Below are 18,839 nucleotides of genomic sequence, written 5' to 3'. Positions count from 1 at the left end.
CAGCCCGCCATTCGGTCCCCCCTCATTCCGTGCAGCGCGTGCGCCGGGAGATTCGGCGGCGCAGCCTGACCGTCAGCCGGGTCGAGCCCCTGGGCTCGGCCATGCTGCGGATCTGGCTGGAGGGCGACGATCTCGCCGATTTCGAGAGCGCTTCGCCCGACGATCACATCAAGCTGTTCTTCGCTTCCGAAAATGCCGGGCCGGATGAAAAACCGGCCATGCGCGATTATACGCCGCGCCTGTTCGACACCGCTGCGCGCACGCTCGCGATCGATTTCGCGCTGCATGATCCGGCGGGCCCGGCCACGGCATGGGCCAAGGCGGCCATGCCCGGCGACGTATTGAACATCGGCGGCCCGCGCGGTTCGGCCGTGGTGACCGATGATTTCGACTGGTATCTGCTGATTGGTGACGAAACCGCGATCCCGCAGTTCTCGCGCCGGATCGAGGAATTGCGCCCCGGTATTCCCGTGACCGCGCTGGTCTCGGTCGCACCCGGTATCGAGCGTGCGCCGGTTCCCGAGCGGGAAGGGCTGAACTGGGTCTGGGTGGAGCATGACGGGCACGGCGAAGACGCCGCGCCGCTGCTCGCCGCGCTGGGCGAGGTTGGGTTGCCGGAGGGCGAGGGCTATGCGTGGATTGCGGCGGAGGCTGCGGTGGCGCAGGCTATCCGTGCCAAGCTGACCGACGAGATGGGCCATCCGCTGGGTTGGCTGCGGTCTTCGGGTTATTGGACTGTGGGTGAGGCGCAAGGCTGAGAGGCTCAGCCGGCCTTAACGCCAATTCCCACCCACTACCTCATCCCAATCGCACCCGTCATCCCCGCGAAGGCGGGGATCCCGCTTGTTCTTGGCGGCAAGGCAGAAGGAAGCGGGGCCCCCGCCTTCGCGGGGGCGACGACATGTGTGTGGGTATGTTGGCTTTAAAGCGACAGGTGAGGGGGCAGGGCACCGACCCTGCCCCACTCGACCAGATTACGCTTCCACCAGTCGGCCGCGCGCGACCAGCTGCTGCGCCATCTCGTCAGCGACGACATGGCTCGGACGGCCTTCGCGTTCCGCCGTCGCCAGGATCTCGCCCAGACGCTCGGCGATCAAGTCGATGCGGCCGCCAACCTGGTCTTCGGTCTCGCCCAGATATTCGGCCACCACGTTGATGATGCCGCCGGCGTTCACGACATAGTCGGGCGCATAGGCAATGCCGCGCTCGGCCAGACGGGCGCCGTCCAGTTCGGTGGCGAGCTGGTTGTTGGCGCCGCCGCAGATCAGGCGGGCACGCAGGACAGGGATGCTGACTTCGTTCAGCACCGCGCCCAGTGCGCAAGGCGCGAAGATCTCGGCCTCGGCAGCCAGGATCTCGTCGGCAGCGACGACGCGGCCGCCGAACTTGGCGGCCAGCGCTTCGGCACGGGCCGGGTCGGCATCGGCCAGCACCAGCTTGGCGCCTGCCTCATGCAGCAGTTCGGCCAGGTGCGAACCGACATTGCCGGTGCCCTGCAGCGCCACGGTCAGCCCGCGCACGTCCGAGCCGAGCGTCACGTGCGCGGCGGCCTGCATCGACTTGAAGATGCCCAGCGCCGTCCAGGGCGAGGGGTCGCCACCGGCAAAGCCCGGCTTCTTGTCGAGGCCGGCCACGTGGCGGGTTTCCTCGGCAATGGCGCGCATGTCGGCGATGGTGGTGCCCACGTCTTCCGCCGTCACGTACTGGCCGCCCAGCTTTTCGACCGCACGGCCGAACGCGCGGAACATCGCGGCGCGATCGAACGGACCTTCGGGACGCTGGAGCACGGCTTTGCCGCCGCCGAAGGGCAGGCCGGCAATGGCGTTCTTGTAGGTCATGCCGCGGGCAAGGCGCAGCGCGTCGGTCGCCAGCGCGTCCTGATCGGCATAGTGCCAGAAGCGGCAACCGCCGGCTGCGGGGCCAAGCGAAGTGGAATGAATGGCAATCACGCCCTTCGCGCCGCTTTCGGGGTCGTCGATTACCACGAACTGCTCACCCAGTTCGCAATCCACCGTGTTCACCATCTCGTCTTCGTCCTCACTTTGGGGGAGGCTTTCAAATAGCAGTGATTGGCCTGATAAAAATTGCGAATTTCACGGAGATTGGGCTATCAATGGAATGATTCATTCTTCGATGCGATAATTTTGGAATTGAATATGTCATCCGGGCTGGACGAGTACGAAAAGAAGATTCTCGCGATCCTGCAGGTGGACGCCTCGCGCTCCTCCGCCGACATCGCGCAGGAGATCGGGCTGTCGCAGGCGCCGTGCTGGCGCCGCATCCAGCGGCTGAAGGACGAAGGCTATATCCGCAGCGAAGTCTGCGTGCTGGACCGGCGCAAGATCGGCCTGCGCGCGCAAGTCTTCGCGCAAGTGAAGCTGACCGCCCATGGTCGCGCCAACTTGTCGCAGTTCGCCGATGCGATGAACGCCTTTCCCGAAGTGCTCGATTGCTTCGTGCTGATGGGCGCAGTGGATTTCATGTTGCGCATCGTCACCGAGGACATCGAGGCGTACGAACGGTTTTTCTTCGAGAAACTGTCGCAAGTGCCGGGCGTGCAGGAAGTCAACTCGATGGTCGCGCTGTCGGAAATCAAGTTCACCACCGCGCTGCCGCTCGATCATTTGTGACGAAAAATTACAGGACCGTTTCCGCCGGGGATTGCGGGGATTATCGGGGGCTATGACATATCATAGCGCGTAACGCCTCTGGACGGCGGGGGTGTGGATAACTATATACCGACCGGTATGAAATGTTCCGACTCCATTGCAGCCCCCCGTGGTCGCCCGCGTGAATTCGATCCCGAACAGGCCCTTACTTCGGCTCTGCGCGTGTTCTGGCAGCGCGGCTACGAAGGCGCGTCGATGGCCGAACTGACCGAGGCGATGGGCATTACCAAGCCCAGCCTCTATGCCTGTTTCGGTAACAAGGAGGCGCTTTTCAAGAAGGCGCTGGACCTCTACGAGCGCGACAAGCTGGCCTATGTGGGCAAGGCGCTGGAAGCGCCGACCGCACGCGGCGTGGCGGAGCGGCTGCTGAACGGCGCCATCACGACTCACTGCGGCGGCAGCGGCAATGATCCGAACGGCTGCCTCAGCGTGATTTCCACCGTGGCCTGCACCATGGAGGATGCCTCCATCCGCGACTTCGTGGTCGCCCGCCGCGTCGCCACCGAAGAAGCGCTGATCGACCGTTTCGCGCGTGCCAAGGATGAGGGCGATCTGCCGGGAACCGTTGATCCGCGCGCGTTGGCCCACTGCTTGACCACTGTGCTTCAAGGCATGTCGGTAAAGGCCCAGGGCGGTGCCTGCACGCAGGAAGCCAAAAGCGTGGTCGATACCTTCCTCGCCATGTGGCCGGGTAAGTAAGCGACTCAATCAGACATCAGCCAGACATCAGCGGAAGGCAGCAACCGCCAAGGCGCGGGAGAGGGTGAGTATTTTTTTCATTCACCCGGCATTCACGCCCTTGAAATTGCTGCGTTGCACCAAATTTTACCGAGCGGTACAGAAAACTGCTTGACGATTTCTGTACCGCTATATATACCAATCGGTACAGAACGAGGGCATAGCCGACTCGCCGTTTAGACGGGAGCACGGGGCCGGAGTTCCTCCCCGGCGCCGCCCGACCCCCCGCGGGCGGCTCCACTGAAAAACGACAAAGCGGCCGGCGCGGCGGAACCCTGTTTCCGTGCGGTGTCGGGCTGCATCCCAATGACTTTCCGGTGCCCCTTGCGCCGGAGCCCGCCGGCGCGCGCCCTTACCTCCCCCTCCTGTCCCGGGGGCGCGCGCCGGTTTCTTTCCAGGGAGCACAACATGGCCTTCATCGATTTCTCCGATGCAGCGCACCCGGCGCTGCCCGTCGCAAATTCAAACGTGGTTCCGATCCCGGCCGCCCGCGCATCCGACGCGGATGGTGGCCTGCTGAACCGCCTCGAACGCCGCGTCGTCGAACTGGCGCGCGAGGATGGGCTGAAGAGCCTGATCCCGCAGCGTCCGCGCCGCTGGCTCGCCCGCTTCGTTTTCGGTCCGACGCCGCCCTCCAAGATGCTCGCCAACGAGCAGCTTGAAGCGCTGCGCCAGTTGGCCGTGCAGGCCTGGCACCATGGGTACACCTTGCCAATCTCGGCGATCCGTGACGCGCAGGCTGCGGGTCACAGCGAAGCCAAGGTCGGCGCCGTCATCGATTTTATCGGGCGCCTGCGCGCCCCGGTCCGGAGGCTTGCTGCGTGAATGCTCCCGTAAAACTGGAAGAACTGGCCGAGGTGTCGTCGCCGATCGGCGATACCGGCCGCAAGCGAGGGAGCGGTCGCCATATGGCGATCGGTGCCATCGCCCTCGTCGCGGTGGCGGGGCTGGGGTGGAAGGTATTCCATGAAGCCCCCGCCGATGCCGCCCCGATGCCGCCCGCCATCGTGCAGGCCGCCAATCCGCTGGTGAAGAACGTGACCGAGTGGGATGACTACGTCGGTCGCTTCGCCCCCAGCAAGACGGTGGAAGTGCGTCCGCGCGTCTCGGGCGCGGTCACCCAGATCCTGTTCCGCGATGGCGATTACGTGCAGGCCGGGCAGGCGTTGTTCGTGGTCGATCCGCGTCCCTATCGCGCGTCTCTGGCCGAGGCGAAGGCCGACGTCGCATCGGCCCAGAGCGCTCTGGCTCTGGCCCGTTCCGACTATGCCCGCGTCGCCGGCCTGAAGGGCGACGAGGCCATGGCTGCCAGTGAGGTGGACCAGCTCGCCGCCAAGGTGCGCGCCGCCAGCGCGCAGCTTGCCGCCGCGCAGGCCCGCGTCACGCAGCGCGCGCTCGATGTCGAATTCTCCACCGTGCGCGCACCCATCGCGGGCCGCATTTCGGACCGCCGGGTGGACGTGGGCAACCTCGTCTCTGGAGAGAACGGCACCGGCGCCAGCCTGCTGACCACGATCAACGCCGTCAGCCCGATCTACTTCACGTTCGACGCGTCCGAAGCGCTGTTCCTCAAGACCCAGCGCGAAAAGGCGGAGCACAAGGACGCCGCCAACGTGCAGGTGCGCCTGCAGGACGAGACGCAGTACCGCTGGAACGGCAAGCTGGACTTTACCGACAACGGGCTGGACCCGCGTTCAGGCACGATCCGCGTGCGCGCCGTGCTGGACAACCAGGACGGGTTCCTGACGCCGGGCATGTTCGGCAACATGCGTCTGGCCGAAGGCGGCACCGTGAAGGCGCTGCTGGTGCCCGACGATGCGATCCAGTCCGACCAGGCACGCAAGGTGGTGCTGACAGTCGGCAAGGATGGCACCGTTGCCGCCAAGCCGGTGGAACTCGGCCCGTTGGTCGATGGCTTGCGCGTGATCCGCACGGGGCTCGCGCCCAGCGATCGCGTCATCATCTCCAACTATCAGGCCGCCGTTGCCGGCGCCAAGGTCAATACCCGTCGCGGCCAGATCGCGCCCGACATGAAGGCAGCGGCCGCCGCCGCCGCTTCCGGCCCCAGCTCGCCCGCCGCGGCACAGGCCACCATCGCCCATTGATCCACCCATCAGGGGGGCGGTCCATTGCGTGACCGCTCCCCGTGAGAGGGGCACATTCCCATGCGATTTTCCCGGTTCTTCATCGACCGGCCGATCTTCGCAGGCGTCATCGCGGTGCTTATCACCGTGGTGGGTGCGCTTGCGTTCTTTGGCCTGCCGGTCAGCCAGTATCCCGACATCGTCCCCCCGACGGTGACGGTGACCGCCCAATATCCTGGCGCATCTGCCGAAACCGTTGCCGATACCGTGGCTGCTCCCATCGAGCAGGAGATCAACGGTGTCGACAACATGCTCTACATGTCCTCGCAGTCGACCGGCGACGGCAAGGTGACGATCACCGTCACTTTCAAGATCGGTACCGACCTCGATGCCGCGCAGGTTCTGGTGCAGAACCGCGTTGCCGTGGCCGAACCGCGCCTTCCCGAAGCGGTGCGCGCCATGGGCGTCGTTACCCGCAAGACTTCGCCCGACTTCCTGATGGTGGTGAACCTGCAATCCCCGGATGGCACGTTCAACCGCGATTACCTGTCGAACTATGCCCTTACGCAGGTGAAGGACCGCCTTGCGCGTCTGGACGGCGTGGGTGACGTGCAGCTGTTCGGCTCGCGCGACTATGGCATGCGCATCTGGATCGATCCCAACAAGGCCGCCGCCATGAACCTGACGGCGGGTGAGATCGTGGACGCGCTGAAGGCGCAGAACGTGCAGGTTTCGTCCGGCTCGATCGGCGCGCCGCCGTTCGACAAGGGCAATGCCTATCAGGTCGGCGTCGAGATGCAGGGCCGCCTGAACACGCCCGAACAGTTCGGCGATATCGTCGTGCGTACCGATGCCGATGGCCGTCAGGTCCGCGTGCGTGACGTTGCGCGTGTCGAGCTGGGTGCGCAGGACTACACCACCAACACCTACCTTTCGGGCAAGCCCACCGTCGTGATCGCGGTGCTGCAGCGCCCGGGCTCGAATGCGCTGGATGCCGCCAAGGCGGTGCGTGCCGAGATGGACGATGTCGCCAAGTCCTTCCCCAAGGGCCTGGAATATTCGGTGATCTACAACCCCACCGAATTCATCGGCCAGTCGATCGACGCGGTCTATCACACGCTGTTCGAGGCGGTGGTGCTCGTCGTCCTCGTGATCCTCGTCTTCCTCCAGAACTGGCGCGCGGCGGTGATCCCGATCATCGCGATCCCCGTGTCGCTCGTCGGCACCGCGATCATGCTGGCGGCGGTCGGCTATTCGCTGAACAACCTTTCGCTGTTCGGCCTTGTCCTCGCTATCGGCATCGTCGTCGACGACGCGATCGTCGTGGTCGAGAACGTCGAACGCTATATCGAAGAAGGCATGAAACCGATCGAGGCCGCCCGGCGTTCGATGGACGAAGTGACCGGCGCGCTGATCGCCATCGTCCTGGTGCTCTGCGCGGTCTTCGTGCCGACGCTGTTCATCAACGGCATGTCGGGGCAGTTCTACAAGCAGTTCGCCGTCACCATCACTACGGCGACCGCGATCTCGCTGCTGCTCTCGCTCACGCTCTCGCCCGCGCTTGCCGCGCTGCTGCTGAAGGACAAGCATGGCCTTCCCGCCAATGCCCCGCGCTGGAAGCAGGTGCTGCAAGGCGCGGCGGACAAGTTCAACCACGGCTTCGACCGGATGAGCGACCGCTATGCGCAATTGACGCTCAAGCTGGTGAAGGCTCCGGTCAAGATGATGGCGACTTATGCCGCCCTGATCGCCGCCACCGTGGGCATGTTCTGGGCAACGCCGACCGGCTTCATCCCGCAGCAGGACCAGGGCTACTTCCTGGCCGCGATCTTCCTGCCGCCGGGCTCCTCGCTCAGCCGCACGGACGAAGTGACGCAGGAAGTCGCCAAGCGCATCCTGCCGATCAAGGGTCTGCGCGGTGCGGTGATGTTCGCCGGCTTCCACGGTCCGTCGCAGACTGCGGCGCCCGATGCCGCCGCCGTCTACTTCCCCTTCAAGAGCTTCGAGGAGCGCAAGCAACTCGGCGTCAGCTACGAAGGCATCATGGCGCAGGCGCAGGCGGCCATGAAGGGCTACGACAAGGCGCAAGTGCTGCTGATCCCGCCGCCGACCATCAACGGCATCGTCCCCCCGGGCGGTTACCGCATGATCGTGGAGGACAAGGAAGGCCGTGGTCTGGGTGAACTCCAGAAGGCTGCCGGCGCATTGATCGCGCAGGCCAACCAGCAGCCCGAACTCCAGCAGGTCTACACCCTGTTCAGCATGAATACCCCGCGTGTCTATGCCGACGTGGACCGCCGCAAGGCAGACATGCTGGGCGTCTCTCCGTCCAAGATCTTCGAAGCGATGCAGGTCTACCTCGGTTCGTCCTACATCAACGACTTCAACCTCTTGGGCCGCACCTATCGCGTGACCGCGCAGGCCGATGCGCCCTATCGCGGATCGACGGCGGATATCGCCAACCTCAAGGCCCGTTCGGACTCGGGTGCGATGGTGCCGGTCGGTTCGGTCGCGACCTTCAAGGATGAGACCGGACCCTACCGCGTGGTGCGCTACAACCTGCACCCGGCGGTGGAAATCGACGGCAGCTATGGCAAGGGCTACTCCTCGGGCCAGTCGCTGGCGACGATGGAGAAGGTGGCGAACGAAACGCTCCCCTCGGGCTACGGCCATGAGTGGACGGGCATCGCCTACCAGCAGGCGACTGCGGGCAACACGGCCGGAATCGTCTTCGGCATGGCGGTGCTGTTTGTCTTCCTGGTGCTGGCCGCCCAGTATGAAAGCCTGACCCTGCCGCTGGCGATCATCCTGATCGTGCCGATGTGCCTGTTCGCGGCCATGCTGGGCGTGAACTTGCGCGGGATGGACAACAACATCCTCACGCAGATCGGCCTGGTCGTGCTGATTGCGCTTGCCGCCAAGAACGCGATCCTCGTGGTCGAGTTCGCCAAGCAGGCCGAAGAGGAGCGGGGTTACTCGCCGGCGGAGGCTGCCGTCTATGCGGCCCGCACCCGCCTGCGTCCGATCCTGATGACCTCTTTCGCCTTCATCCTCGGCGCGGTGCCGCTGGTGATCGCGAGCGGCGCGGGTGCCGAGCTTCGGCAGGCGCTGGGCACGGCGGTGTTCTTCGGTATGGCCGGCGTGACCGCCTTTGGTCTGCTGTTCACGCCCACCTTCTACGTCGTCTGCCGCAAGCTCGCGGCGGCGCTGCGCCGGAAACCCGCAGCACCGCATCACGAGAGCCACGCGGTGGTTCCGGCGGAATGAAAGGACGGATGATGTCCATGAATATCAGTAAGATGGTTGCGGTTCTTCTGGCCGCATCCAGCCTCACGGCCTGCGCCGTCGGACCCGACTATGTCGCGCCGACGCCGCCGGGGTCGGTAGGGGAGGCGGGGGCGAACGCGCCCTTCGCGGGTGTCCAGTCCGCCGAAGTGACTAACGGCTGGCCGGACGACAACTGGTGGCGGCTCTACAAGGATCCGGTGCTGGACGGTCTGGTCGCCGATGCGTTGGCGGCCAATACCGACGTGCGCGTGGCAGTGGCGCGGATCGAGAAGGCGCGGGCGAACTTGCGCGGTTCGAAGTCCGACGCGCTGCCGCAGACCGGCGTGGATGCCAGCGCGACATATGGGCGCGTTTCGGAAAGCCAGGTGCTGCCGGGCTACGACCGGGAAGGGCGCCGCGTCGACGGCGAGCTTTCGGTCAATTACGAGCTGGACCTGTTCGGCCGGGTGAAGCGCGGGATCGAGGCTTCGCGCGCCGATCTCGCCGCCGCGCAGGAGGATGCGGATGCGGTGCGGGTGACCGTCGTCGCCGATACCGTGCGCGCCTATGTCGATGCCACCAGCGCGGCCGAACAGATCGCGGTGGCGCAGGATACCGTGGCGCTGCTCGACAAGTCGGAGCGGATCACCAATGCCCGCTTCGAACGCGGCCTGAACCAGAAGCTGGACGTGATCCGCGTGACCCAGCTGCGCGAGCAGCAGGCGGCGGCGATCCCCAGCCTTCAGGCCACGCGCGATGCGGCGCTGTTCCGGCTGGCGACGCTGACCGGGCGGACGCCACAAGACCTTCCGGCAACGGTGCGCGATCGCACGACCACGCCGGATGTCGGTCAGCCGATCCCGGTGGGTGACGGCGCCACCTTGCTGGCGCGCCGCCCGGACGTGAAGGCGGCCGAGCGGCGTCTGGCGGGCGATACCGCGCGGATCGGCGTGGCGACGGCGGATCTCTATCCCCGGATCACGCTGGGCGGGTCGGTCGGCACCACGGCCGTTGGCGCGACCGACATCCTGGGCGGCGGCCCGCTGCGCTGGCTGATCGGGCCGATGATCTCCTGGGCGTTCCCCAATCAGGAGGCGATCCGTTCGCGGATCGGCGGGGCGCGGGCCGATGCCAAGGCCGATCTCGCGACTTTCGACGGCACCGTTCTGACGGCGCTGGAAGAGACCGAGACGGCGCTGTCCGCCTATCGCAACGCGCTGCTGCGCAAGGACCGGCTCGCTTCGGCCCGCGATGCGGCCAAGCGTGCGGCGGATGTCAGCATGGCGCGGCAGAGCAGGGGGCAGATCGATTCGCTGGACGTGCTGGACGCGCAGCGCACGCTGGCAGGGGCGGAGGCGGACTATGCCTCGGCCACGCGGGCGGTGGCCTTCGCGCAAGTGGACCTGTTCCGCGCGCTGGGCGGGAACTGGCAGGAAACCTGATACTCTCCCATCGTCGACCCAAAAGAGAAAGGGGCGGCAAGGCTTGTGCCTTGCCGCCCCTTTTCGTGTGCGTTTGCCGCGATCAGCGCGAGCCGAAAGCGTAGCGCACGTTGATGCCGAATTCGCGCGGGATCGTGGTGGTCACGCCCGTGTAGGTGCTGGTCTGGCTCGACGCCGTCGGGGTCGGGCTGATGCCGCCCGTCGGGGTGAGGTTGAGCTGCTGGTAAGCCGTGTAGAGCGGCGTGGTACGGGTCAGCGTTTCGGTCGTGTTGAAGAGGTTCTTCGCATAGAAGCCGATTTCCCACGCACCATCGTCGGCACGCAGGCCGGCGAACAGGTTCACCAGGGCGTAATCCGGAACATCGTCATAGATGTTGGTCGGATCGACCTTCGACTTGCCGTAGTAGGTCAGCAGGCCGCGGACATAGGCGTTGCCGCCCTTGATGACCGGGAAGCTGTATTCGCTCTGCACCGTGGCGCTGAACGGCGGCTGGAAGCCGGAACGCTGGTTGACCTGGCACGATGCGATGTTGTTCGCGCCGACGGCCTGCTGCAACTGCTGCAGCGTGGGCGCGCTGGTGACGGCATCGGGAACGCCGTCGCCGTTGAGATCGTTGCACGGGATGGTCCCGCCCTTGATCTTGCCCATCGAATAGCTGGCCTGGGCGCTGAGATCCCAACCCTTCAGAACGGTGTAGGACACATCGCCCTCGATACCGTTCACTTCGACCGGGACAGCGCCCACGAAGTTGAAGTTGTTCACCTGCTGGGCAAGGCTGGTAACATTGCCGGCAGCATCGCGAACGGCCACGGTGTTGATGTAGAACACGCCGTTGCCCGGTGCACGATACGGGTAGTTCTTGAACTTCTGGTGGTAGCCGGTGAGGTTGAAGCGCAGCTGCCCGTCGAGCAGCGTGGACTTCATGCCGATTTCATACGACTTCGAGGTTTCGGCCGGCAGGTGCAGGAACGAATTTTCGAGAGCCGAAGGCCGGATGTTGAAATCGCCCACCACGTCGATGCCCGGGCGCCACGAACTGCCGGTCGAGGCATAGACCATGAAGTCGTGCGAGAAGTTGTACTTCAGCGATCCGCTGTAGATCCACTTCTTCTCTTCCTGCGGGCGATCGGAGATGACGTTGCCGCCCACCGTCAGGACGTTGTTGTTCTTGTAGTCGATGTGGCGGACGCCACCGGCCAGTTCGAAGCCGCCGAAGTGCGCGGTCAGGTTGCCGAAGAACGACTGCTCGTGCGACTTGCCTTCGCTGCGGACCGGGGTCTGAACGATGCTGGCGATGCCGCCGTTGAGCTGCGGCACGCCCGGAACGTAGGGCAGACGAATGATCGTCGGGTTGTTGAGCGACGTATCCGGATGGTTGCGGTTGTCGAAGAAGCCGACGACGTAGTCGAGCATCCCGAACAGTCGCTCGTCGTTCTGCAACCGGACTTCATGCGAGGTCGAGGTCGAATAGGTGTCGGTAACCTGGTTGACGTCGCCCGCGAAGAAGTTGCCGTCGTCGACGTTGTCGGTCGAATGGATCTTCTGGGTATAGTGCTGGCCCTGGTAGATCAGGCGCTGGCCCCACTGCGTGGCTTCGGCGCGCCAGTTGTAGATGTCGAAGCCCTGGCGGATGATGCGCGGGTCTTCCTGGATCGACCGGCGATCCTTGGTCGAGATGTAGACCGGGCTTGCGGCAGCGTCGGGATTGGCTTCGCTGAACGAGGCGACCTGGTCGTAAGTGCGGCCCTGAACGTCGATCCGCTGGTACATGCCTTCGAAGCGCAGCCAGTCGGTCGGCGTGACGAGGGCCGAGATGCGGCCGCTCTTGGTGCGCCAGAACGGATCGGGGTTGTTGTAGATCGAACGGACGCGGTCGCCTTCGTTCTCATCCCACACGCCGGCGGCGCGGATCGCGGCAATGCCTTCGATCACGGGGATGTTCAGCGCGCCCTTGAAGTTCAGCGTGCCGATGTTGTTGGCGGTCATGTCCATGACCCCGCCCAACGAATAGAGATCGGGCTTCTTGGTGGTGACGGTGATCGAGCCAGAGGGCGATGCACGGCCGCGCAGGGTTCCCTGCGGACCACGCAGCACTTCGACCTGGCCGATGTCGTACATCTGCTGCAGCACGACGCCGGCCGTGGTCGGCGCGTCGTTCATGTAGAATTCGACGGTCGGGTTGTTGCCGCTGGCGTTCACATCGAAGTTGATGCCGCGCATCGTGGCGTTGCCGCCGATGCCGTTGGCATTGGTGGTGAGCGAAAGACCCGGAGCCAGCGTCTGCACTTCCTTGAAGTCGCGCATGTTGAGCTTGGCAAGGTCTTCCGACGTCACGGTATCGATCACCGCCGGCACGTCCTGCACGTCTTCGTCGCGGCGACGCGCGGTGACGATGATGACATTGGCCGCTTCGTTCGCGGTAGTGGCCTCCGGCTGCTGCTGTTCCTGGGCCAGGGCCGGGGAACTGATTCCCAGTAGCCCCACCGAAGCCAGCAGAAGCTGCTTGTAAGCGCGCATGAACTCTCCCTCCATTTTATATAAATTTTTCTTGCGCGTATGGGTGCTAGGCGGGGCCTTGCATTGTCAAATGAAATGCCTTCATTTTTCCCAAACTACGGGAGGGCGTTATTTGAACAGGTGGTCAAACTGCGCCAAGCGTCGGAAATCCGGCCTTTTCCGGTTTATGAAATAGCGTGGATCAAACGGATCGGGGGCAAAAAAAGGGGCGCCGGAGCGCCCCTTTTTCCGAATCTGCAGGGAAGGTCTTGCCGTCAGTTGCGGCTGGCCAGACCCTTGTTGAGCCAGAGCGCTGCCAGCGTGGCGAGCGCGCCCGAGAGCAGGTAGCCGCCCGAGGCGATCAGGCCGAAGTTGGCCGAGAGCAGCAGCGCGGCCAGCGGCGCGAAGCCCGCGCCGAACAGCCAGGCAAGGTCGCTGGTGAGGGCCGAGCCGACATAGCGGTGCTCGGTCGCGAAGCCGGAGGCGACCACGCCCGACGACTGGCCGAACGAGAGGCCGAGCAGGATGAAGCCCAGGACCATGAAGGTGATCTCACCGACTGGGCCGGCATCCAGCAGCTGCGGCGCAAAGCCCGAGAACACGGCAATGCCGACGGCGCAGGTGCCCAGCAGGTTGCGGCGGCCGTAACGGTCCGCGATCACGCCCGAAGCGACGATCGCGGCAACGCCGAACGCGGCGGCCATGGCTTCGATCAGCAGGAAGCCGGTGGGGGAATCGTTGGTGAACAGGAACACCCACGAAAGCGGGAACACGGTGTCCATGTGGAACAGCGCGAAGCTGGCCAGCGGGGCGAGGGCGCCGATCAGGATCGTGCGCCATTCGCTGCGGATCGTGGCCGAAACGCTGACTGCCTGAAGGTCGCGGGTGGAGAACAGCGTCTCGAACTCATCGGTGACGACGATGCGCAGACGGGCGAAGAGCGCCACGACGTTGATCGCGAAAGCCACGAAGAACGGATAGCGCCAGCCCCAGTCAAGGAAGTCGGCCGCCGGCAGTTCGCGGATCATGTAGGCGAACAGCAGGCTGGCGACGATCAGGCCGAACGGCGCGCCGAGCTGTGGGATCATGGCGTACCAGCCGCGCTTGTTCTCGGGCGCGTTGAGCGCGAGCAGCGAGGCCAGGCCGTCCCAGGTGCCGCCGAGCGCGAAGCCCTGGCCCAGGCGGAACAGCATCAGCAGCCAGATCGAGGTGGCGCCGGCCGATGCGTACGAAGGCAGGAATGCGATCGCCGCGGTGGAGCCACCCAGCATGAACAACGCGATGGTCAGCTTGGTGCCGCGGCCATAAGCCCGGTCGATCACCATGAAGATCAGCGAACCGAACGGACGCGCCACGAAAGCCAGCGCGAAGACCGCGAACGAGTAGATCGTGCCGGTCAGTGCGTCGACGAAGGGGAAGAACAGCTTCGGGAAGACCAGCACCGAGGCGATGGCGTAGACGAAGAAGTCGAAGAATTCCGAGGTTCGGCCGATGATGACGCCGATGGCGATCTCACCGGGGGAGGGCTGGTGATGCTCCTTGAACGTCGGCAGGCCCAGGGCGTCTCTGGACTGGGGTGTGCTGGTCATTTCGATTCTGCGGCCTTCGTCTCGGGTCCGGTCGCGACCCACGCGGAACGCGCAAGGCCGGTCGCGGACGAATCAAAGCGGACGCGCGAAAACGCCCGTGTACATGGTGGGGCCCTATCGTCATTGATTGGCGTCAAGGGGATTGGACAAAATGTCCTATGTTCGCACTCGCGGCATCGGCTTAGGCGCACCAGCCATGCGCCCACCCGAGTCCAGACCGAAGCCGCGGCACATGCCCGCGCTCGCCAAGATCGCTGCCGCCCTGTCCCTGACGGGTGCGCTGTCCGCCTGCAATGCCGTCGTGCTGCACCCGTCCGGGGATGTCGCGCAGCAGCAGGGTGACCTCGTCGTCGCCTCTACCCTGCTGATGCTGCTGATCATCGTTCCCGTGCTGGCGCTCACCGGCTGGTTCGCCTGGCACTACCGTGCCGCTAACAAGACCGCGAAGTACGACCCGCACTGGGATCACTCGACCCAGCTCGAACTGCTGATCTGGGCGGCGCCGCTGCTCATCATCATCTGCCTCGGTGCACTTACCTGGGTCAGCACCCACCTTCTCGATCCCTACCGCACCATCGGCCGCATCGACGCCAAGACCCCGGTCGCAACCGACGTGAAGCCGCTGGAAGTCGAAGTCGTCGCGCTCGACTGGAAGTGGCTGTTCATCTACCCCGAACAGGGTATCGCCACGGTGAACGAACTGGTCGTGCCCACCGGCCGCCCGCTGCAGTTCAAGATCACCTCCGCGAACGTGATGAACTCGTTCTACGTGCCGGAGATGGCCGGCCAGATCTACGCGATGCCCGGCATGGAAACGCGCCTGCACGCGGTGATGAACAAGGCCGGCGATTCGGTCGGCTTCTCGGCCAACTATTCGGGCGCCGGCTTCTCGCACATGCGCTTCGCCACTCATGCGGTTTCGGATGCGGACTTCACAAACTGGGTGAAGAACGTGCAGACCGCCACGCCGCAGGCCGGCGCCGCGGGTTCGGACGATGCCAATGCAGGCACGCTGGACCGCACCGCCTACCTCCAGCTCGAAAAGCCGAGCGAGAAGGTGCCGGTAACCCGTTACGCCGCCGTCTCGCCCGACCTTTATAACGCCATCCTCAACATGTGCGTTCAGCCCGGCAAGATGTGCGCCAGCGAAATGATGGCCATCGACGCGCGCGGCGGCCTGGGCAAGGCGGGCATCCGCAATGTCGAGATGCTGTCGTACGATCGTGGCGGCCGCGAAGCCGTTGCCGCCGTCAACCCCTCGGCCGCCGTCCAGCGCGAACTCGCCTGGGTCCGTGCGCTGTGCCGCCAGAACCCCGGTTCCGCGCCCGATCACTCGGTGAAGGCACCGGCTTCGATGCAGACGCTTTCGGGCGCCGGCATCTCGGAGCCGCAGGAAGCCGTGCCTTTCCTTTCGCGGGACGCTTCACATGATGGGGAAGCGCTTGCCGCTCCCATCTCCACGCCCGCGCATTCCACCCAGATTTCCCGGAACTGACAGAACATGGAAGCCGTAGACCATTCGCACTGGAGCCCATTATTGGGCCGCCTGTGGTGGGACGCCCTGCCACAGGAACCGATCGTGCTCGCCACTTTCGTCGTCGTCGCCCTTGGCGGCGCGGCGCTGGTGGCCGGCCTCACCTACTTCAAGCTCTGGGGTTATCTCTGGAAGGAATGGTTCACCAGCGTGGACCACAAGAAGATCGGCATCATGTACATGATCCTGGGTCTCATCATGTTCCTGCGCGGCTTTGCCGACGCGGTCATGATGCGCATCCAGCAGTCGATCGCCTTCAACGGCAGTGAGGGTTACCTTACCGCCCACCACTACGACCAGGTCTTCACCGCCCACGGCGTGATCATGATCTTCTTCGTGGCGATGCCTTTCGTCACGGGCCTCATGAACTACATCGTGCCGCTGCAGATCGGCGCGCGCGACGTCAGCTTCCCGTTCCTGAACAACTTCAGCTTCTGGATGACGACGGCGGGCGCGGTGCTGGTCATGGCCTCGCTGTTCATCGGTGAGTTCGCGCAGACCGGCTGGCTGGCCTATCCGCCGCTGTCCAACCTGGCGTACAGCCCGTGGGTCGGCGTCGACTACTATATCTGGGCACTGCAGATCGCCGGTGTCGGCACGCTGCTTTCGGGCGTCAACCTGATCGCCACCATCGTCAAGATGCGTGCGCCGGGCATGACCATGATGCGCATGCCGATCTTCACCTGGACCGCGCTCTGCACCAACATCCTGATCGTTGCCGCCTTCCCGGTGCTGACGGCAGTGATGGCGATGCTCTCGGTCGACCGTTACCTGGGCTTCAACTTCTTCTCGAACGACTTCGGCGGTTCGCCGATGATGTACGTCAACCTGATCTGGATCTGGGGCCACCCAGAGGTCTACATCCTCATCCTGCCGCTGTTCGGCGTCTTCTCCGAAGTCACCGCCACGTTCTGCGGCAAGCGCCTGTTCGGCTATTCGTCGATGGTCTACGCGACGCTGGTCATCACCATCCTCTCGTACCTCGTCTGGCTGCACCACTTCTTCACGATGGGTTCGGGCGCGAGCGTCAACTCGTTCTTCGGCATCACCACGATGGTGATCTCGATCCCGACCGGCGCGAAGCTGTTCAACTGGCTGTTCACGATGTACCGTGGCCGCATCCGGTTCGAACTGCCGATGATGTGGACGGTCGCCTTCATGATGACCTTCACCATCGGCGGCATGACCGGCGTTCTGCTCGCGGTGCCGCCGGCCGACTTCGTCCTGCACAACTCGCTGTTCCTGATCGCCCACTTCCACAACGTCATCATCGGCGGCGTGCTGTTCGGCATCTTCGCGGCGATCAACTTCTGGTGGCCCAAGGCCTTCGGCTTCAAGCTCAACCAGTTCTGGGGCAAGGTCAGCTTCTGGCTGTGGGTTCCGGGCTTCTGGTTCGCCTTCATGCCGCTCTATATCCTGGGCCTGATGGGCGTTACCCGCCGTATGCGCGTGTTCGACGATCCGTCGCTCCAGCCGTTCTTCATCGTTGCCGCCTTCGGTGCGCTGATGATCGCGGGTGGCATCGGCGCCATGCTGCTCCAGTTCGCCGTGTCGATCTGGAAGCGCGAGGAACTGAAGGACGAAACGGGCGATCCGTGGGGCGGCCGCACCCTTGAGTGGTCGACCAGCTCGCCGCCGCCGGAATACAACTTCGCCTTCACGCCGATCGTGCACGACATCGACGCCTGGGACGACATGAAGCGCTGCGGCGTGGAACGTCCGACCGCCGGCTTCCGTCCGATCCACATGCCCATGGGCACCGGCACCGGGATCATCCTGGCCGGCCTGTCCACGGCGCTGGGCTTCGCGATGATCTGGTACATCTGGTGGCTTGCGGCGGTCTCGTTCGTCGGGATCATCGGCTACGCCATCTTCCACACCTTCAACTACAAGCGCGATTTCCACATCCCGGTCGAAACGGTCGAAGCGACCGAGGCCGAGCGGACGCGCCAGCTTGCAGCGGCAGGAGCCTGATCGATGACTGCCACTGCTGAAGTCAACCTGACTCAACCGCAACTTCAGGCCGCGTTCTACGACCTGAACGAGCATGACCATCCCGAAGGCGGCAGCACCATGCTGGGCTTCTGGATGTACCTGATGAGCGACTGCCTCATCTTCGCCATGCTGTTCGCCGCCTTCGGCGTGCTGGGCGGCAACTTCGCGGCGGGCCCGGGGCCGAAGGATCTCTTCGACCTCAAGCTCGTCGCCGTGAACACCGCGATGCTGCTGTTCTCGTCGATCACCTACGGCTTCGCCATGCTTGCCATGGAAAAGAACCTGAAGGGCGCGACGCAGATCTGGCTGCTGGTCACCGCCGTGTTCGGCGCGGCGTTCCTGTCGATCGAACTCTATGAGTTCCATCACATGATCGCCGAAGGCGCGACGCCGATGCGTTCGGGCTTCCTCACCGCGTTCTTCTCGCTGGTGGGTACCCACGGCCTTCACGTCACCTTCGGCCTGATCTGGCTGTTCACGCTGGTCGTCCAGGTCGGCACCAAGGGCCTGATCCCGGCGAACAAGCGCCGCCTCATGTGCCTTTCGCTGTTCTGGCACTTCCTCGACGTCATCTGGATCGGCGTCTTCACCTTCGTCTATCTCATGGGAATGCTGTGATGAGCGACCACGTCCACCCCAACGAGCACGTCGACGACGTGCACGCCAGCGGCCATGGCACGATGCGCGATTATGTGATCGGCTTCCTGCTCTCGGTCGTCCTCACCGCCATTCCGTTCTGGCTGGTGATGACCGGCGCCATCGCCGACAAGTCCACCACGGCCCTTGTCATCATGGCCTTTGCGATGGTGCAGATCGTCGTCCACATGATCTACTTCCTGCACATGAACACGAAGGCCGAGAACGGCTGGACGGTCATGGCGTTGATCTTCACGATCGTGCTGCTGGTCATCACGCTCTCGGGTTCGCTGTGGGTCATGTACCACCTGAACCACAACATGATGCCGATGAACGCGCATGACATGGGGCAGCTGCCCTGATCGTCACGGTTCCAAGCGTATCATGC

At 64.5% G+C, this 18,839-nt stretch carries 14 protein-coding genes; 11 read left to right on the top strand and 3 right to left on the bottom strand.

The features are described 5' to 3' along the window. Positions 1-38: 38 nt before the first annotated feature. Positions 39-758 (top strand): siderophore-interacting protein, encoded by a 720-nt coding sequence (locus WBP06_RS11955; protein ID WP_395327852.1) that lies wholly within the window; start codon positions 39-41, stop codon positions 756-758. A 216-nt stretch (positions 759-974) separates the two neighbouring features. Here the strand turns inward: WBP06_RS11955 and WBP06_RS11950 are convergent, their stop codons facing one another. Beyond that, on the bottom strand, positions 975-2,024 hold the full coding sequence (locus WBP06_RS11950; RefSeq protein WP_395327849.1) for a Glu/Leu/Phe/Val dehydrogenase: 1,050 nt from the start codon (positions 2,022-2,024) through the stop codon (positions 975-977). A 132-nt stretch (positions 2,025-2,156) separates the two neighbouring features. On the opposite strand from WBP06_RS11950, the gene WBP06_RS11945 reads away from it, so the two are divergent. From WBP06_RS11945 to WBP06_RS11920, 6 genes are all read left to right on the top strand, one after another. After that, entirely contained in the window at positions 2,157-2,630 is a 474-nt protein-coding gene (locus tag WBP06_RS11945) for an Lrp/AsnC family transcriptional regulator (protein WP_395327846.1), read from the top strand. A 117-nt stretch (positions 2,631-2,747) separates the two neighbouring features. Next, positions 2,748-3,368, top strand: a complete 621-nt coding sequence (locus tag WBP06_RS11940) for a TetR/AcrR family transcriptional regulator (protein WP_395327843.1) — start codon at positions 2,748-2,750, stop codon at positions 3,366-3,368. A 447-nt stretch (positions 3,369-3,815) separates the two neighbouring features. Beyond that, positions 3,816-4,232 (top strand): hypothetical protein, encoded by a 417-nt coding sequence (locus tag WBP06_RS11935; protein WP_395327841.1) that lies wholly within the window; start codon positions 3,816-3,818, stop codon positions 4,230-4,232. After that, positions 4,229-5,512 (top strand): efflux RND transporter periplasmic adaptor subunit, encoded by a 1,284-nt coding sequence (locus WBP06_RS11930; RefSeq protein WP_395327838.1) that lies wholly within the window; start codon positions 4,229-4,231, stop codon positions 5,510-5,512. Before WBP06_RS11935 ends, WBP06_RS11930 begins: the two co-directional genes overlap by 4 nt. A gap of 60 nt (positions 5,513-5,572) precedes the next feature. Next, entirely contained in the window at positions 5,573-8,758 is a 3,186-nt protein-coding gene (locus WBP06_RS11925) for an efflux RND transporter permease subunit (protein WP_395327836.1), read from the top strand. 17 nt (positions 8,759-8,775) lie between these two features. Further along, on the top strand, positions 8,776-10,200 hold the full coding sequence (locus tag WBP06_RS11920) for an efflux transporter outer membrane subunit (protein ID WP_395327834.1): 1,425 nt from the start codon (positions 8,776-8,778) through the stop codon (positions 10,198-10,200). Between the two features lie 82 nt (positions 10,201-10,282). Here the strand turns inward: WBP06_RS11920 and WBP06_RS11915 are convergent, their stop codons facing one another. Together WBP06_RS11915 and WBP06_RS11910 are read right to left on the bottom strand one after the other, a co-directional pair. Continuing rightward, a complete protein-coding gene (locus WBP06_RS11915) occupies positions 10,283-12,718 on the bottom strand; it encodes a TonB-dependent receptor (protein WP_395327831.1) in 2,436 nt (811 codons plus the stop codon). A gap of 254 nt (positions 12,719-12,972) precedes the next feature. Further along, positions 12,973-14,286: an MFS transporter gene (locus WBP06_RS11910; protein ID WP_395327828.1), complete on the bottom strand. Its 1,314-nt coding sequence runs from the start codon at positions 14,284-14,286 to the stop codon at positions 12,973-12,975. 196 nt (positions 14,287-14,482) lie between these two features. Between WBP06_RS11910 and cyoA the strand changes: the two genes are divergently transcribed. Genes cyoA through cyoD form a run of 4 tightly spaced genes read left to right on the top strand, consistent with a single transcriptional unit; the run spans position 14,483 to position 18,813 of the window. Next, on the top strand, positions 14,483-15,781 hold the full coding sequence (gene cyoA / locus WBP06_RS11905; RefSeq protein WP_395327826.1) for a ubiquinol oxidase subunit II: 1,299 nt from the start codon (positions 14,483-14,485) through the stop codon (positions 15,779-15,781). 6 nt (positions 15,782-15,787) lie between these two features. Then, positions 15,788-17,794: a cytochrome o ubiquinol oxidase subunit I gene (gene cyoB, locus WBP06_RS11900; protein WP_395327823.1), complete on the top strand. Its 2,007-nt coding sequence runs from the start codon at positions 15,788-15,790 to the stop codon at positions 17,792-17,794. Positions 17,795-17,797: 3 nt separating this feature from the next. Then, positions 17,798-18,433: a cytochrome o ubiquinol oxidase subunit III gene (gene cyoC / locus WBP06_RS11895; RefSeq protein ID WP_395327820.1), complete on the top strand. Its 636-nt coding sequence runs from the start codon at positions 17,798-17,800 to the stop codon at positions 18,431-18,433. After that, a complete protein-coding gene (gene cyoD / locus WBP06_RS11890; RefSeq protein ID WP_395327817.1) occupies positions 18,433-18,813 on the top strand; it encodes a cytochrome o ubiquinol oxidase subunit IV in 381 nt (126 codons plus the stop codon). Before cyoC ends, cyoD begins: the two co-directional genes overlap by 1 nt. The last annotated feature ends 26 nt before the right edge of the window (positions 18,814-18,839 follow it).

The organism is Novosphingobium mississippiense (genome assembly GCF_044029535.1).
Taxonomy (GTDB): Bacteria; Pseudomonadota; Alphaproteobacteria; order Sphingomonadales; family Sphingomonadaceae; genus Novosphingobium.
The sequence above is the reverse complement of the archived record's forward strand: the minus strand, read 5'-3'. Positions and strand labels throughout refer to the sequence as shown.

Excerpts from the sequence above, each read along its gene's own strand:
- WBP06_RS11950 (WP_395327849.1), bottom strand. The coding sequence starts at position 2,024 with ATGGTGAACACGGTGGATTGCGAACTGGGTGAGCAGTTCGTGGTAATC.
- WBP06_RS11945 (WP_395327846.1), top strand. The coding sequence starts at position 2,157 with ATGTCATCCGGGCTGGACGAGTACGAAAAGAAGATTCTCGCGATCCTG.
- WBP06_RS11940 (WP_395327843.1), top strand. The coding sequence starts at position 2,748 with ATGAAATGTTCCGACTCCATTGCAGCCCCCCGTGGTCGCCCGCGTGAA.
- WBP06_RS11935 (WP_395327841.1), top strand. The coding sequence starts at position 3,816 with ATGGCCTTCATCGATTTCTCCGATGCAGCGCACCCGGCGCTGCCCGTC.
- WBP06_RS11925 (WP_395327836.1), top strand. The coding sequence starts at position 5,573 with ATGCGATTTTCCCGGTTCTTCATCGACCGGCCGATCTTCGCAGGCGTC.
- WBP06_RS11920 (WP_395327834.1), top strand. The coding sequence starts at position 8,776 with ATGAATATCAGTAAGATGGTTGCGGTTCTTCTGGCCGCATCCAGCCTC.
- WBP06_RS11915 (WP_395327831.1), bottom strand. The coding sequence starts at position 12,718 with ATGCGCGCTTACAAGCAGCTTCTGCTGGCTTCGGTGGGGCTACTGGGA.
- WBP06_RS11910 (WP_395327828.1), bottom strand. The coding sequence starts at position 14,286 with ATGACCAGCACACCCCAGTCCAGAGACGCCCTGGGCCTGCCGACGTTC.
- cyoA (WP_395327826.1), top strand. The coding sequence starts at position 14,483 with ATGCGCCCACCCGAGTCCAGACCGAAGCCGCGGCACATGCCCGCGCTC.
- cyoB (WP_395327823.1), top strand. The coding sequence starts at position 15,788 with ATGGAAGCCGTAGACCATTCGCACTGGAGCCCATTATTGGGCCGCCTG.
- cyoC (WP_395327820.1), top strand. The coding sequence starts at position 17,798 with ATGACTGCCACTGCTGAAGTCAACCTGACTCAACCGCAACTTCAGGCC.
- cyoD (WP_395327817.1), top strand. The coding sequence starts at position 18,433 with ATGAGCGACCACGTCCACCCCAACGAGCACGTCGACGACGTGCACGCC.